Raw genomic sequence first — 14,577 nt, 5'->3', positions numbered from 1 at the left:
ACCGCGCAAATCACTCAAACCGACCTTGCTCCAGCGGCTTGACAAGCATAGGAGCATCCCGACCTGCCATCGTCGGGCTTTCCCCGTCCGGCCTGTCGCTGTCGGGCTTGCCCCGTCCGGCCTGTCGCCGTCCGGCTTGCCACCTCCTGGCTTGCCACCGTCTGGCCTGCCCGGTGCACACCACCGCCCGCCCGCCCGCCCGCCCGGCCGCCGCCGCCCCGACCCGCCGTGACCGCCCCGACCAGCGGGGGCGACCGCTCGTACGGGACAATCGGAGGCACTCGTCCCGCCGTCTCCCACCCACCCTGTGCGAGCCCCGCGGGTGCCCTGTTGTTCCGAACCACGCGGAGGAACCGTGTCCGGATTCGTCGAGAAGCCCGAGCCGATCCAGGTTCCGGGCCTGGTGCATCTGCACACCGGAAAGGTGCGCGAGCTGTACCGGAACGAGGCGGGCGACCTCGTGATGGTCGCCAGTGACCGCATCTCCGCCTACGACTGGGTGCTGCCGACCGAGATCCCGGACAAGGGCAGGGTCCTCACCCAGCTCTCCCTCTGGTGGTTCGACCAGCTCGCCGACCTGGTCCCGCACCACGTCCTGAGCACCGAACTCCCCGCGGGCGCCCCCGCCGACTGGGCGGGCCGCACGCTCGTCTGCAAGTCCCTGCGGATGGCCCCCGTGGAGTGCGTGGCCCGCGGCTACCTCACCGGCTCGGGCCTCGCCGAGTACCAGGAGTCCCGTACGGTCTGCGGCCTGGCCCTTCCCGAGGGACTGGTGGACGGATCGGAACTGCCCGGCCCGATCTTCACCCCGGCCACCAAGGCCGCCGTCGGCGAGCACGACGAGAACGTCTCCTACGAGGAGGTGGCCCGCCAGGTCGGCGCCGACACCGCGGCGCAGCTGCGGCAGGCCACCCTCGCCGCATACACCCGGGCCCGCGACATCGCCCGGGAACGGGGCATCATCCTCGCGGACACCAAGTTCGAGTTCGGCTTCGACGGCGACACGCTGGTGGTGGCGGACGAGGTGCTCACCCCGGACTCCTCCCGCTTCTGGCCGGCCGAGCAGTGGGAGCCGGGCCACGCGCAGCCGTCGTACGACAAGCAGTACGTGCGGGACTGGCTGACCTCCGCCGAGTCGGGCTGGGACCGGGCGAGCGAGCAGCCCCCGCCGGCGCTGCCGCAGCACGTCGTGGACGCGACCCGGGCGAAGTACGTGGAGGCGTACGAGCGTCTGACGGGCCTCGGCTGGAGCTGAGACCCGGGCCCGAGGGTTGAGGGCCCGGCGCGCGCCGGGCCCTCAACCCTCGGGCCCTCACTCCAGGCACACATGAAGACTCCGGGCACGCATGAAGAAGACCCCGGTCCGATGGACCGGGGTCTTTCCGTTGCCGAGCGGACGACGAGGTTCGAACTCGCGACCTCAACCTTGGCAAGGTTGCGCTCTACCAGCTGAGCTACGTCCGCATGCGCCGTGGCGCGAAAGCAACTATACCCAACCCCGCTCGCGCGCGAGTCGCACCGCGGCATGACGATTCTCCGCACCGAGTTTCGAGGTGGCGGACGACAGGTAGTTCCGCACGGTCCCCTGGGACAGCGCGGCCCGTTCCGCGATCTCCGCCACCGGCGCTCCGTCGGCCGCGAGTTCCAGCACCTCGGCCTCACGCACGGTCAGCGGCGAGTCACCGGCGGCGATCGCGTCGGCCGCCAACTCGGGATCCACGTAACGGTTTCCCGCGTGCACGGTACGGATGATCTCCGCGAGGTGCTGGGCGCTGACGGTCTTGGGGACGAAGCCGCGCACTCCCGCCGCGAGGGCCCGCTTCAGATGCCCGGGACGCCCGTGACTGGTCACGATCAGCACGCGGCAGCCGGGGAGTTCCGCCCGCAGCGATGTGGCGACCTTCACACCGTCGGCACCGGGCATCTGCAGATCCAGTACGGCGACGTCGGGAGCGTGCGCCCGCGCCATCGCCAGCGCCTCCGGACCGGAGGCCGCCTCGGCGACGACCAGCAGGTCGTCCTCCAGCGACAGCAGGGCGGCGAGCGCCCCCCGGATCAGATGCTCGTCGTCGGCGAGCAGCAGTCGGAGCGGGCGCACGGGCCGAGGTGTCGTCATGGCATGACCTCACTCACGTTCGTTCGGGGTGCGGGCGACGCGGTGGACTCCTCCGACGGGGACGGTCCGGAAGACGACGGCAACGGGACCTCGGCCGTGAGCAGGAACCGCCCGTCCCCGGCGGGGCCCGCCCGCAGGGACCCCCCGATCTCCGCCAGCCGCTCACGCAGTCCGACGAGCCCGGATCCCTGGCCCGAGCCGCCGTTCTCCGGCACCCCGTCGTTCTCCACCGTCAGCACCGTCCGCCCCTTCAGCACCCGTATCCCCACCGCGCACCACCGCGCGTCCCCATGCCGCAGTACGTTGGTCGCCGCCTCCCGTACGACCCATCCCAGCGCGGACTGCACCTGCGCCGGGAGCCCGGTCGTCGGGCCGCTGACCGTGCAGTCGATGCCGGCCGCGGTCAGCACCCCTTTCGCGCCCGCGAGTTCGCTGCTCAGGTCGGCCTCGCGGTAGCCGCGGACGACCTCGCGGACCTCCCGCTGGGCCTCGTGCGCCAGCCGCTGGACCTCGACCATCTGCGCCACCGCCTCCGGCCGCTCCCGCTGGGCCAGCTGGACGGCCAGCTCGCTCTTCAGCGCGATCACGGCGAGGTTGCGGCCCATCACGTCGTGCAGGTCCCGGCCGAACCGCAGCCGCTCCTCCGCGACGGCGAGCCGGGTACGGGTCTCGCGGGCCTCGTCGAGTTCGTACACGGCGTTGAGCAGCCGGACCGAGAACACCGAGGTGAAGGCCACGAACCCGCCGCCGAACAGCACCACCGCGGCGACGGTCAGCGCGGCCGGAGCCGGCATGCCGAAGGGCAGGGACCCGAGGGTCGCGCCCACCGCGAAGGCGAGCACCCGCAGCCGGTTCCGCACCCCCAGGGCGACGATTCCGGCGCCGAAGGCCGGGACGATCAGCAGGATCCCGGCGACCGCCTTATCGGCGTCCCGGCCCGCCGGCCCGTGTTCGGCGATCGCCACGGCCGACCCCACGACGACCGCGGTGAGGCCCCCGAGCGCCCATACCAGCCGACGCGGCTGCTCCCGCTGCCCGCGCAGCCAGTCCAACGCATGCGAGGCGGACACGGCGCAGAGCACGCAGTGCAGGGTGACCAGGAACACCAGCAGAGCCGTCAGCCCCGGCCCGATCTTTCCCGCCCGCCCGAGTACCGGCCCGCTGACCGTCACGAACTCGATCAACGGGAAGGAGTGGAACGACCACCGTGTGTACGTCTCGAACTTCGCCGGGGTGCTCTTGCGCCCCCACCAGCCGCCCGGCCTGCTCATGCGCCCGGCTCCCGCAGCCGGCACGTCAGCGCCTCGGTTCCCAGCGGAACCACCGGCGGACGGCGAACACCGCCAGCAGGACCCAGGCCACCCCGGTCACCACGGCGAACAGTGTCTCGGAGACCGACAGGTTGCCCGTGAAGCCGCCGCGCAGCAGGGTCACGGCGGGGGTGAGGGGCAGCAGTTCGCAGAAGGAGGCCAGCCGGTCGGGCAGCACCTCCAGCGGGACCATCATCCCGGAGCCGAGCATCGAGACCATGACCACCGGCATCGCGGTGACCTGCGCGCTCTCGGTGGTCCGGGTGAAGCCCGAGGTGACCGCGGCGAGCGCCGCGCACAGCACCAGGCCCAGCAGCAGCCCCAGCACGGACAGGTGGACGGCCTGCGGCGCGGCCACGTCCAGCAGCAGCGCGCAGCCCACCGCCAGCACCAGCGACTGCACCAGCCCGGTCGCGACGGACGGCAGCGAGGCCCCGCACAGGATCTCGACGTCCCGCAGCTCGCCGGTGCGCAGCCGCTTCAGCACCAGTTCCTCGCGCCGGGTGACGAAGACGCCGACGAGTGCCGAGTAGACGGCGAACAGCAGGGAGAAGCCGATCGCGCCGGGCAGGATCATCGCGCCGATGCTGAGCCCCACCTCGTCGAGGTCCATCTCGCCGGCCGCCGAGTAGAGGCTGAACGGCAGCACCAGCGGCACGAACAGCGCGGCGAAGAGCATGCCCCTGCTGCGCCCCAGCAGCGTCAACTCGGCGCGGGCGAGGGCCCGCATGCGCCCCATGGGGGTGCTGGCCGCGGTGTTCCGCCCGCTCCCCGCCTCGGCCGTTCCTCCGGCCGGCCCCTTGGTCGTGCTGACCGTCCCGCTCATGCCGCGTACTCCTTTCCGGTGGTGGTGCTCTCGCCCTGCTCGAGGGTCTCGTGCGCGGAGGCCTCGCGGGCTATGCCGAGGAACGCCTCCTCCAACGAGGCCGAGCGCACGTCCAGCCCCTTCAGTTCCATGCCGGTCCGCTCGGCCCACACCAGCAGGCGGGTGGCGGCCCGTTGCAGCTCGCGGGTGTGCAGTTTGACGGTCCGCCCGTCCAGCTCGTGTCCGGTCACGCCCAGCTCGTCGAGCGGCGGCAGGTCGCCGGGGAGGTAGCCCTGGGGCAGTTCGAAGGTGATCCGGGACGGCTGCGCGGCGGTCACCTCGGCGGGCGTGCCGGTGGTGGCGATGCGCCCCTTGTGCATGATCGCGAGGCGGTCGGCCAGCGCCTCGGCCTCTTCCAGGTAGTGGGTGGTCAGCAGCACGGTCGTGCCGTTGTCGCGCAGGGCCCGTACCAACCGCCAGGTGTCGCGCCGCCCTTCGGCGTCCAGGCCGGTCGTCGGCTCGTCGAGGAACAGCACCTCGGGGTCGCCGAGCAGCGCGAGGGCCAGGTCGAGGCGGCGCCGCTCGCCCCCGGACAGCTGCTTGACCCGTACGTCCCCCTTGTCGGCCAGGCCGACCAGCGGCAGCACTTCCTGCGGCGGACGGGCGCCGCTGACGGAGCCGGCCCACATCCGGGTGGTTTCCATGACGGTCAGGTCGGAGGGGAAGCCGCCCTCCTGCAGCATCACGCCGGTGCGGGGCCGTACCGCGGCGCGGTCGGTGTACGGGTCGTGCCCGAAGATCCTGACCTGCCCGCCGGTCGGGGCGGCGAGGCCCTCCAGCAGTTCGACGGTGGAGGTCTTGCCGGCGCCGTTGGTGCCCAGCAGTGCGAAGACCTCCCCGCGCCGTGCGGAGAAGCTGACCCCGCGTACGGCCTCGAACCCGCCTGTGTACACACGGCGCAGGTCGGTGACCTCAATCACCTGCTCGTGTTCGTGTTCGTTCGTTCGCATGCTTCGATCATCCCGGTCGTACCGGCCGGGCAGCAGTGCGCCCTGTCATCAGCGCGCATGACACATGTCAGAAGCCCGGGAGCACCCGGGGCGCGGAGCGTATGGGACCGGAGCGGCACGTGAGGCCGGAGTGCACGGGAGAGGTACGAGCACACGAAAAGACCCCGGTCCGATGGACCGGGGTCTGATTCCCGAGCGGACGACGAGGTTCGAACTCGCGACCTCAACCTTGGCAAGGTTGCGCTCTACCAGCTGAGCTACGTCCGCATTGCTCCCGACCGGCTTTCACCGATCGGTGCGAGCACCAGCCTACCTGATCGAATGCTCCGATCGGTACGGCTACGCAGAGCGGGTGACAGGAATTGCACACTGCGCCTTCCCCCTGGAAGGGGGATGTTCTACTACTGAACTACACCCGCATGTACTCCGTGAGCCGGGCCTTTCGGCCTTGCCCCTCGGCGTGCTCCAGACTCTAGCTGATCAACGGGGGTGCTGCGCAAGTCGGCTGTCCCGAGGGGCCGGCGGCCGGCTGTCCCGGCCGTGGACGCGGCCGTCGACGACCGCGGCCCACCGCGCGGGCCACGCTTCGACCGCCCGGCCGGTCCCACGGCCCGCCCGGCCCACGGTCCCTTCACCGCGCCGCGGCGAACGCCTCGTAGACCCGCTTGGGGATCCGTCCCCGCGCGGGGACGTCCATCTGGTTCGACTGGGCCCAGGCACGCACGGCCGCCGGATCGGGGGCGACCTCCGTCTGCCTGTAGGTCCGCCCCGAGCGGGAACGCTTGCGGCCGGCCTCCACATAGGGGGCGAGCGCCTTCCGCAGCCCGTCGGCGTTGACTTCGTTCAGGTCGATCTCGTACGACTTGCCGTCGAGTCCGAAGGCGATCGTTTCCGCCGCTTCCGAGCCGTCGATGTCGTCAAAGAGAGTGACCACGACCTTCTGCGCCACGAATATCGGTCCCTTCGTGCGACACCTCTGTGGTGACGTCCGTGATGGACGTGCCGGGCGTCGCTGAGATGTCGGCTGTTCGCCTGTAATCGGGCAAAGTATCTGCTAATGACAATTCATTTGTACAGTGCCCGGCATTGCATTGTGAAGCTCGACTAAATCTGTCCGCGTGTCCCGCGCGCAATAGCGATACGTGACAGGAGGCGGATCTTTCCCGGATCTTTTCCAGCAGGCCTCCCCCCGTGACCTCGAATCGTGATCGGGGTCACGTAGATTCCTCCAACTCTACTCGCGTAGAAATTTTGTGCGGGTAGTCTGAAGGAACCTGCTCAGCACCACACACCGGGAGTGCCAGTGGCACGCGTCGTAGTCGACGTCATGCTCAAGCCGGAGATCCTCGACCCCCAGGGCCAGGCGGTGCAGCGCGCACTGCCGCGGTTGGGATTCGAAGGGATCTCGGACGTCCGCCAGGGAAAGCGATTCGAACTGGAAGTTGACGGGCCGGTCGACGAGACCGCGCTCGCCCGCATCCATGATCTTGCGGAATCCTTCCTCGCCAACACCGTGATCGAGGACTTCACCGTCAGGGTCGAGGAAGTCGCGGAGGCCGCGAAGTGACCGCTCGTATTGGCGTGGTCACTTTCCCGGGCAGCCTCGACGACCGTGACAGCCGGCGCGCGATCCGGCTCGCGGGCGCCGAGCCGGTGGCCCTGTGGCACAAGGACAAGGATCTTCACCAGGTCGACGCCGTGGTGCTCTGCGGCGGATTTTCCTACGGCGACTACTTGCGTGCGGGAGCCATCGCCCGTTTTTCGCCGGTGATGGACACCGTCATCGAGCAGGCGAAGGCGGGACTGCCGGTCCTCGGGATCTGCAACGGCTTCCAGATCCTCACCGAGGCGCACCTGCTCCCCGGCGGCATGCTCGGCAACGACCACCTGCACTTCATCTGCCGTGACCAGAAGCTGCGGGTGGAGAACGCGGACACCGCCTGGACCGGCGACTACACCGCCGGGCAGGAGATCAGCATCCCGCTGAAGAACATGGACGGCCGCTACGTCGCCGACCGGCGCACGCTGGACGAGCTCGAGGCCGAGGGCCGGGTCGCCTTCCGCTACGTCACCGACGGCGAGGCCGCCGAGGGCTACGGCAACCCCAACGGCTCGCTCGACGACATCGCCGGCATCACCAACGCGGCGGGCAACGTCGTCGGCCTGATGCCGCACCCCGAGCACGCCGTCGAGCCGCTGATCGGCACCGGCCGCACCGACGGCCTCCCGTTCTTCACCTCGATCCTCAAGAAGCTGGTAAGCGCATGAGCAGGACGCCTCTGGACACGGTCGAGCACGCGGCCGAGACCCCCGACGTCGAGCTGCCGTGGGCCGAACTCGGTCTGAAGAAGGACGAGTACGAGCGCGTGGTGGAGATCCTCGGCCGCCGCCCGACCGGCGCCGAGCTCGCCATGTACTCGGTGATGTGGTCCGAGCACTGCTCGTACAAGTCCTCCAAGGTCCACCTCCGCCAGTTCGGCGAGAAGGCCCCCGAGTCCGACGCGATGCTCGTCGGCATCGGCGAGAACGCCGGCGTGGTCGACGTCGGCCAGGGCTACGCGGTGACCTTCAAGGTCGAGTCGCACAACCATCCGTCCTACGTCGAGCCCTACCAGGGCGCCGCGACCGGCGTCGGCGGCATCGTCCGCGACATCATCGCGATGGGCGCCCGCCCGGTCGCCGTCGTGGACCCGCTGCGCTTCGGCGCCGCCGACCACCCGGACACCAAGCGCGTGCTGCCCGGCGTCGTCGCCGGCATCGGCGGCTACGGCAACTGCCTGGGCCTGCCCAACATCGGCGGCGAGGTCGTCTTCGACGCCTGCTACCAGGGCAACCCGCTGGTCAACGCCGGCGCCATCGGCGTCATGCGGCACGAGGACATCCACCTCGCCAAGGCCTCCGGCACGGGCAACAAGGTCATCCTGTACGGGGCCCGGACCGGCGGCGACGGCATCGGCGGCGCGTCCATCCTCGCCTCCGAGACCTTCGACGATGCGAAGCCCTCCAAGCGCCCCGCCGTCCAGGTGGGCGACCCCTTCCAGGAGAAGCTCCTCATTGAGTGCACCCTGGAGGCCTTCAAGGAGAAGCTGGTCGTCGGCATCCAGGACCTCGGCGCGGCCGGCCTGTCCTGCGCCACCTCCGAACTGGCCTCCAACGGCTCCGGCGGCATGCGCGTCACCCTCGACGACGTACCGCTGCGCGACTCCACGCTCTCGCCCGAGGAGATCCTCATGAGCGAGTCGCAGGAGCGCATGTGCGCGGTGGTCGAGCCGGAGAAGGTCGACCGCTTCCTCGAGATCTGCGAGAAGTGGGACGTCATCGCCACCGTCATCGGTGAGGTCACCGACGGCGACCGCCTGGAGATCTACTGGCACGGCGGCAAGATCGTCGACGTCGAACCGCGCACCGTCGCCCACGACGGCCCGGTCTACGAGCGCCCCTACGCCCGCCCCGACTGGCAGGACGCGCTCCAGGCCGACGACGCCGGCAAGCTGCCCCGCCCGGCGACCCCCGAGGAGCTGAAGGACCAGGTCCTGAAGCTGGTGGGCTCGCCCAACCAGGCCTCGAAGCAGTGGATCACCCAGCAGTACGACCACTTCGTGCAGGGCAACACCGTGCTCGCCCAGCCCGAGGACGCCGGCATGATCCGCGTCGACGCGGAGACCGGCCTCGGCGTCGCCATCGCGACCGACGGCAACGGCCGGTACGCCAAGCTGGACCCGTACACGGGTGCGCAGCTCGCGCTCGCCGAGGCGTACCGGAACGTGGCGACGACCGGCGCCAAGCCCCTCGCGGTCTCCGACTGCCTGAACTTCGGCTCGCCCGAGGACCCGGCCGTCATGTGGCAGTTCGCCGAGGCCGTGCGCGGTCTCGCCGACGGCTGCCTGCAGCTCGGCACCCCGGTGACCGGCGGCAACGTCTCGCTCTACAACCAGACCGGCGAGGCCGCCATCCACCCGACCCCGGTGGTCGCGGTCCTCGGCGTCATCGACGACGTGGCGCGGCGCACACCGGTCGCCTTCCAGGAGGAGGGCCAGCTGCTCTACCTCCTCGGCGACACGCGTGAGGAGTTCGGCGGCTCGGCCTGGTCCCAGGTGATCCACGACCACCTCGGCGGCCTGCCGCCCGAGGTGGACCTGGAGCGCGAGCGGCTGCTCGCCGAGATCCTGATCTCCGCGTCCCGCGACGGCATGATCGACTCCGCGCACGACCTGTCCGACGGCGGTCTGGTCCAGGCCGTGGTCGAGTCGGCGCTGCTGGGCGGCAAGGGCGCGCGGCTCGTCGTGCCGGACGGGCTGGACGCGTTCACGTTGCTGTTCTCCGAGTCGGCCGGCCGCGCGGTCGTGGCCGTGCCGCGTTCGGAGGAGCTGCGCTTCACCGACATGTGCGGTGTCCGCGGCCTCCCGGCGACGCGCATCGGCGTCGTCGACGGGGACACGGTGGAACTCCAGGGCGAGTTCTCGCTCACCCTCGCGGAACTGCGCGAGACGCACGAGGCGACGATCCCGGCGCTGCTGGCCTGACCGGCTCCCGTTTCCTCCGCTCCGTACGAAGCCCCCGCCCGGGACCGGGCGGGGGCTTCGGCGTGCTGTGGGTCCGCACGCCCGGAAGGGATTGCATGGGATTACGTAGTTACGTAATCTCGAATCCGTGGAACTCGAAGACCGCGTCGCCGACCTCGAACGCCGGCTCGCCGCACTGGAGGCGGCCGAGGCGGCCGAGCCGGCGCGCCGCGACGACCCCCGCCCGGGAGAGGGCGTCTTCTGGGCGCTGGAAGGACTGAAGAACCAGCTCGCCGAGCTGAAGGCGGCCGACGGGGGCGTGCTGTTCACCGGCGCGGTCCGGCTGCCGACCGGCGAGCAGTACGAGTGGCAGCACGGCGCCCTCACCGGAGGACTGCTGGACGCCGACTGGCCGGCCGCCGCCGAGCCGCTCGCCGCCCTCGGTCATCCGGTCCGGCTGCGGCTGCTCCGCGAGATCCTCGGCGGCCGGTGCGCCGCCGCCGAACTCGCCGAGCTGGACGGAGTCGGCACGACCGGCCAGATCTACCACCATCTGCGCCGGCTCACCGGCGCCGGCTGGCTGCACACCACCGGCCGGGGCCGCCACGAGGTGCCGGCGGGCCGGGTCGTACCGCTGCTGGTGCTGCTGTCCGCGGCACGGCCCTGACCGCGCCTGCTCACCGCATCGGCTCGCCGCACCCATGACGACCAGGGGGGAACCATGTCCGCACGCAAACTCGCCATGAGGACCTTCCGCGGTTTGCAGCGGGGCTTCATCGCCCTGGTGGCCGCCCACATCTGCCTCGGCTGGGGCTACCCGGTCCTGTGGAACCTGCTGCCCCTGGTCTCGGCCCATGTCCTGATCACCGTGGTCAACCGGTGGGGCGGCGCCCCCGACCACCCGCGCGTCGCGCGTGAACCGGTCGAGGTCGACCCGCCCGTGACCGGCCGCTGGTCCGCGCTAAACAGCCCGGCCGACCGCACCCCGAGCCATGGCACCCACGCCTACGGCCAGACGTACGCCATCGACGTCGTCGCCGAACCCGAGCCCGGGGCCCGTCCGGGGTTCTCCCTGTTGTGGCCGCTCGCCCGCCGCCCCGCCGCCTTCCCCGCGTTCGGCGTCCCGTTGCGGGCGGTCGCCGACGCCACGGTCGTCCGCGTCTCGGACGGGCAGCGCGACCACCTCAGCCGCGCCTCGCTGCCCGGGCTGGTGTACCTGATGCTCGCCGAGGGCTCGGTGCGCGAGATGGGCGGGGTCCACCGGATCATCGGCAACCATGTGGTGCTGGACCTCGGCGACGGAACGTATGCCGCCTACGCGCACGTGCGGCGCGGCTCGTTCACCGTCCGCGAGGGCGACAGGGTGCGGGCCGGACAGGTGCTCGCCCACTGCGGCAACTCGGGCAACTCCTCCGAGCCCCACCTGCACTTCCAGCTGATGGACGGCCCCGATCCGGACACCGCGCGGGGCGTCCCGTTCACCTGGCGCGGCATCGGCGTCCCCCGGGGCGGCGAGGTGTTCGACGTCCCCGAACCGGCGCCGGCCACCCCCGCATAGGCTGCCGCCATGCCCCCGGCGAAGAAGCGCACCCGTTCCTACGACCCCGCCAGGACCCGGGCCGCCGTACTGGCCCAGTTCGAGAACGTCCGCGCGGCCGCCCGGACCCTCACCCCCGAGCAGCTCGCGCTGCCCACCCGCCTCGGCGACTGGACCGTACGGGACCTGATCGCGCACCTGACCCTGACCGTCGCGAGCGTCGGCCGGGCCCTGGAGCGGGACGAACCGGCGAAGCCCGAACTCGCGCTGCTGGACCACCCCTCCACGACCGCCGCCCACGCCGGTGCCATCGCCGAGAGCTCCCGGGACCTCGCCGGGGCGAGCCCCGACCTCGACGCCCTGCTCACCCGCACCGGGGAGGACCTGGCCCGGCACCTCGCCGCCGCCCCGCCCACCCGTGTGCTCGCGCTGCGCGCCGGCGCCATGACCCTCACCGACCATCTGGTCACCCGTACCGTCGAGCTCGTGGTCCACACCGACGACCTCAACGCGGCGGTGCCCGGCCTGGACATCCCCCACGACCGTCAGGCCCTGGCCGCGTGCACCCGGCTGCTGGCCGACACGCTCGCCGCGAAGGCGCCCGGCGGTTCGACGGAGGTGCGGATCCCGCCGTACGCGGTCGTCCAGTGCGTGCAGGGGCCGAGGCACACCCGGGGCACCCCGCCCAACGTCGTCGAGACCGACCCGCTGACCTGGCTCCGCCTGGCCACCGGGCGCACGACGTGGCGGGACGCGGTGGCGGACGGCAAGGTCGCCGCGAGCGGGGAGCGGGCGGATCTCGGGCCGTACCTGCCGCTGATGGTCTGAGACAGGTGGGCGGCACCGGGGATGCGGGGGCGCGGGGAACCGACTTCCCCCGCTCCCCGTCGAAGCGGCATGAACCAGCAGACGCACAAGCAGCGCATGACCCTCATGGCCGCCGCCGTGCTCGTCCCGCTTCTGGCGGCCTGCGGCAACGAACGCGCGGGTGCGGGCAGTGCCTCCGCCGAGGCCGGGTCACCGGCCGAGCGGCTGGTCACCGGCACCAGATGGAACGTCGACAGCGTCACGGCGGACGGCACCACCCTCCGCGCCCCCGCCGACGCACACGTGACCGTCAAGGACGACGGCCGGACCAGCGGCCGGTACGCCTGCAACCACTTCCGGGGTGAGGCCGACTTCGACGGCGACCGGGTCCGGTTCAGCATCGACACCACCCCGACGGCCTGCGAGGACGAGCCGCGCAGGACCTTCGAACGCACCCTCTCCCGCACCCTCGAGGACGGCGCTCTGAAAGCCCGGGTGAACGACGGCCGCCTGACCCTCACCACCGACGACGGCGCCACCGTCCGTTTCAGCAAGGGCGGGGACAGCCCGCTGCACGGCACGAAGTGGACCGTCACCCTGCCCGACGCCGAGGGCCGCGCCCACCTCACCTTCGACACGAAGGAGGGCACCGTCTCGGGAAGCCTCGGCTGCAACAAGGTGAACGCCGACGCCACCGTCCGCGACGGCCATATCACCGTCGGCACGCCCACCACGACCCGAATGGTGTGCGAAGACTCACTCATGAAGGCCGAGAAGCGGCTGCTGCGACTTTTCGACACCACGCTCAGCTATCGGATCAATCACCGGAACATCACGCTGACCAGCGAAAACGGTACGTCCGTCGACGCCTTCGCCGCCGCGTGACCCACGGCTGAGGCCGCGTACCCAATTCGGACCAGCACGCGACCTCGCCTACACTCGAAGGCGTGCCACGTGGTGACGGACGACTCAACCACGACCTGCTCCCCGGAGAGAAGGGCCCCCAGGACGCCTGCGGCGTCTTCGGTGTCTGGGCTCCGGGCGAAGAGGTCGCCAAGCTCACGTACTTCGGGCTCTACGCCCTCCAGCATCGGGGCCAGGAATCCGCGGGTATCGCGGTCAGCAACGGCTCCCAGATCCTCGTCTTCAAGGACATGGGCCTGGTTTCCCAGGTCTTCGACGAGACCTCGCTCGGTTCGCTCCAGGGTCATATCGCGGTCGGTCACGCCCGCTACTCGACCACCGGCGCCTCCGTGTGGGAGAACGCCCAGCCCACCTTCCGCGCCACCGCGCAGGGATCGATCGCGCTCGGCCACAACGGCAACCTGGTCAACACGGCGGAGCTCGCCGAGCTGGTCGCCGAACTCCCCAAGGAGAACGGCCGTGCCCCCAGGGCGACGGCCACCAACGACACCGACCTGATCACCGCCCTGCTGGCCGGCCAGCGCGCCGCCGACGGCGAACCGGTGACCGTGGAGCAGGCCGCACACGTGGTCCTCCCGCAGGTCAAGGGCGCCTTCAGTCTCGTCTTCATGGACGAGGACACGCTGTACGCGGCCCGCGACCCGCAGGGCATCCGCCCGCTGGTCCTCGGTCGGCTGGAGCGCGGCTGGGTCGTGGCCTCCGAGTCCGCCGCCCTCGACATCTGTGGCGCCAGCTATGTGCGCGAGATCGAGCCGGGCGAGTTCGTCGCCATCGACGAGAACGGCCTGCGCTCCTCCCGGTTCGCGGAAGCGAAGCCCAAGGGCTGTGTCTTCGAGTACGTGTACCTGGCCCGCCCGGACACCGACATCGCCGGACGCAACGTCTACCTGTCGCGCGTCGAGATGGGCCGCCGCCTCGCCAAGGAGGCGCCCGCCGAGGCCGACCTGGTGATAGCGACTCCGGAGTCCGGCACCCCTGCCGCCATCGGCTACGCGGAGGCGTCCGGCATCCCCTTCGGCGCCGGCCTGGTCAAGAACGCGTACGTCGGACGGACGTTCATCCAGCCGTCGCAGACCATCCGGCAGCTCGGCATCCGCCTGAAGCTGAACCCGCTCAAGGAAGTCATCAAGGGCAAGCGCCTGGTCGTCGTCGACGACTCGATCGTGCGCGGCAACACCCAGCGCGCCCTGGTCCGCATGCTCCGCGAGGCGGGCGCCGCCGAGGTCCACATCCGGATCTCCTCGCCGCCCGTGAAGTGGCCCTGCTTCTTCGGCATCGACTTCGCGACCCGCGCCGAGCTCATCGCCAACGGCATGTCCGTCGAGGAGATCGGCACCACCCTGGGCGCCGACTCCCTGGCGTACATCTCCATCGACGGCATGATCGAGGCGACGACCATCGCCAAGCCGAACCTGTGCCGCGCCTGCTTCGACGGCGAGTACCCGATGGATCTGCCCGACCCCGAGCTCCTCGGCAAGCGGCTGCTGGAGACCGAGCTGGCCGCCGGTACGGCCGAGCCGGCCGCGGTCGACGCGATCCGCCGCCCGTAAGCCCTGCCGCAACGAG

14 protein-coding genes and 3 tRNA genes are annotated in these 14,577 nt (G+C 71.1%); 9 read left to right on the top strand and 8 right to left on the bottom strand.

Annotation, left to right across the window (positions count from 1 at the left end; translation table 11 throughout):
- Window positions 1–355: 355 nt before the first annotated feature.
- Window positions 356–1,255: a phosphoribosylaminoimidazolesuccinocarboxamide synthase gene (locus ACFP2V_RS33455; RefSeq protein WP_381219031.1), complete on the top strand. Its 900-nt coding sequence runs from the start codon at window positions 356–358 to the stop codon at window positions 1,253–1,255.
- A 136-nt stretch (window positions 1,256–1,391) separates the two neighbouring features.
- Here the strand turns inward: ACFP2V_RS33455 and ACFP2V_RS33450 are convergent.
- From ACFP2V_RS33450 to ACFP2V_RS33415, 8 genes are all read right to left on the bottom strand, one after another.
- Window positions 1,392–1,464, bottom strand: a tRNA-Gly gene (locus ACFP2V_RS33450).
- A gap of 22 nt (window positions 1,465–1,486) precedes the next feature.
- Window positions 1,487–2,116: a response regulator gene (locus ACFP2V_RS33445; protein WP_381219030.1), complete on the bottom strand. Its 630-nt coding sequence runs from the start codon at window positions 2,114–2,116 to the stop codon at window positions 1,487–1,489.
- Window positions 2,113–3,387: a sensor histidine kinase gene (locus tag ACFP2V_RS33440; protein WP_381219029.1), complete on the bottom strand. Its 1,275-nt coding sequence runs from the start codon at window positions 3,385–3,387 to the stop codon at window positions 2,113–2,115. Before ACFP2V_RS33440 ends, ACFP2V_RS33445 begins: the two co-directional genes overlap by 4 nt.
- Before the next feature lie 25 nt (window positions 3,388–3,412).
- Window positions 3,413–4,165 carry an ABC transporter permease gene (locus ACFP2V_RS33435; RefSeq protein ID WP_381219033.1) on the bottom strand — a complete coding sequence of 251 codons (753 nt, stop codon included), beginning with the start codon at window positions 4,163–4,165 and terminating at the stop codon, window positions 3,413–3,415.
- 83 nt (window positions 4,166–4,248) lie between these two features.
- Window positions 4,249–5,241 (bottom strand): ABC transporter ATP-binding protein, encoded by a 993-nt coding sequence (locus tag ACFP2V_RS33430; RefSeq protein ID WP_381219028.1) that lies wholly within the window; start codon window positions 5,239–5,241, stop codon window positions 4,249–4,251.
- A 194-nt stretch (window positions 5,242–5,435) separates the two neighbouring features.
- Window positions 5,436–5,508 (bottom strand) — tRNA-Gly (locus ACFP2V_RS33425).
- 80 nt (window positions 5,509–5,588) lie between these two features.
- Window positions 5,589–5,660: transfer RNA gene (locus tag ACFP2V_RS33420), tRNA-Gly, on the bottom strand.
- Between the two features lie 212 nt (window positions 5,661–5,872).
- Complete coding sequence (locus ACFP2V_RS33415) at window positions 5,873–6,190, bottom strand: histone-like nucleoid-structuring protein Lsr2 (RefSeq protein ID WP_381219027.1); 318 nt, start codon at window positions 6,188–6,190, stop codon at window positions 5,873–5,875.
- 354 nt (window positions 6,191–6,544) lie between these two features.
- On the opposite strand from ACFP2V_RS33415, the gene purS reads away from it, so the two are divergent.
- The 8 genes from purS (at window position 6,545) to purF (ending at window position 14,561) form a co-directional block, all read left to right on the top strand.
- A complete protein-coding gene (purS, locus tag ACFP2V_RS33410; RefSeq protein WP_031065570.1) occupies window positions 6,545–6,808 on the top strand; it encodes a phosphoribosylformylglycinamidine synthase subunit PurS in 264 nt (87 codons plus the stop codon).
- Window positions 6,805–7,509, top strand: a complete 705-nt coding sequence (gene purQ, locus ACFP2V_RS33405; RefSeq protein ID WP_381219026.1) for a phosphoribosylformylglycinamidine synthase subunit PurQ — start codon at window positions 6,805–6,807, stop codon at window positions 7,507–7,509. The genes purS and purQ overlap by 4 nt, the downstream gene beginning before the upstream one ends.
- The gene (gene purL, locus ACFP2V_RS33400; RefSeq protein WP_381219025.1) at window positions 7,506–9,764 is read left to right on the top strand and encodes a phosphoribosylformylglycinamidine synthase subunit PurL; all 2,259 of its coding nucleotides are present in this window, start codon (window positions 7,506–7,508) and stop codon (window positions 9,762–9,764) included. The genes purQ and purL overlap by 4 nt, the downstream gene beginning before the upstream one ends.
- Window positions 9,765–9,891: 127 nt before the next feature.
- Complete coding sequence (locus tag ACFP2V_RS33395) at window positions 9,892–10,410, top strand: ArsR/SmtB family transcription factor (RefSeq protein ID WP_381219024.1); 519 nt, start codon at window positions 9,892–9,894, stop codon at window positions 10,408–10,410.
- 54 nt (window positions 10,411–10,464) lie between these two features.
- Window positions 10,465–11,301 (top strand): M23 family metallopeptidase, encoded by an 837-nt coding sequence (locus ACFP2V_RS33390; protein WP_381219023.1) that lies wholly within the window; start codon window positions 10,465–10,467, stop codon window positions 11,299–11,301.
- Window positions 11,302–11,310: 9 nt separating this feature from the next.
- Window positions 11,311–12,108 (top strand): maleylpyruvate isomerase family mycothiol-dependent enzyme, encoded by a 798-nt coding sequence (locus ACFP2V_RS33385; protein ID WP_381219022.1) that lies wholly within the window; start codon window positions 11,311–11,313, stop codon window positions 12,106–12,108.
- A gap of 69 nt (window positions 12,109–12,177) precedes the next feature.
- Window positions 12,178–12,972, top strand: coding sequence for an META domain-containing protein (locus ACFP2V_RS33380; RefSeq protein ID WP_381219021.1), 795 nt, complete (start codon window positions 12,178–12,180; stop codon window positions 12,970–12,972).
- A 62-nt stretch (window positions 12,973–13,034) separates the two neighbouring features.
- Complete coding sequence (gene purF, locus ACFP2V_RS33375; protein WP_381219020.1) at window positions 13,035–14,561, top strand: amidophosphoribosyltransferase; 1,527 nt, start codon at window positions 13,035–13,037, stop codon at window positions 14,559–14,561.
- Window positions 14,562–14,577: the final 16 nt, after the last annotated feature.

The organism is Streptomyces incanus (assembly GCF_042656345.1).
Classification (GTDB): domain Bacteria; phylum Actinomycetota; class Actinomycetes; order Streptomycetales; family Streptomycetaceae; genus Streptomyces; species Streptomyces incanus.
This window is presented reverse-complemented; position numbering and strand designations above follow the sequence as displayed.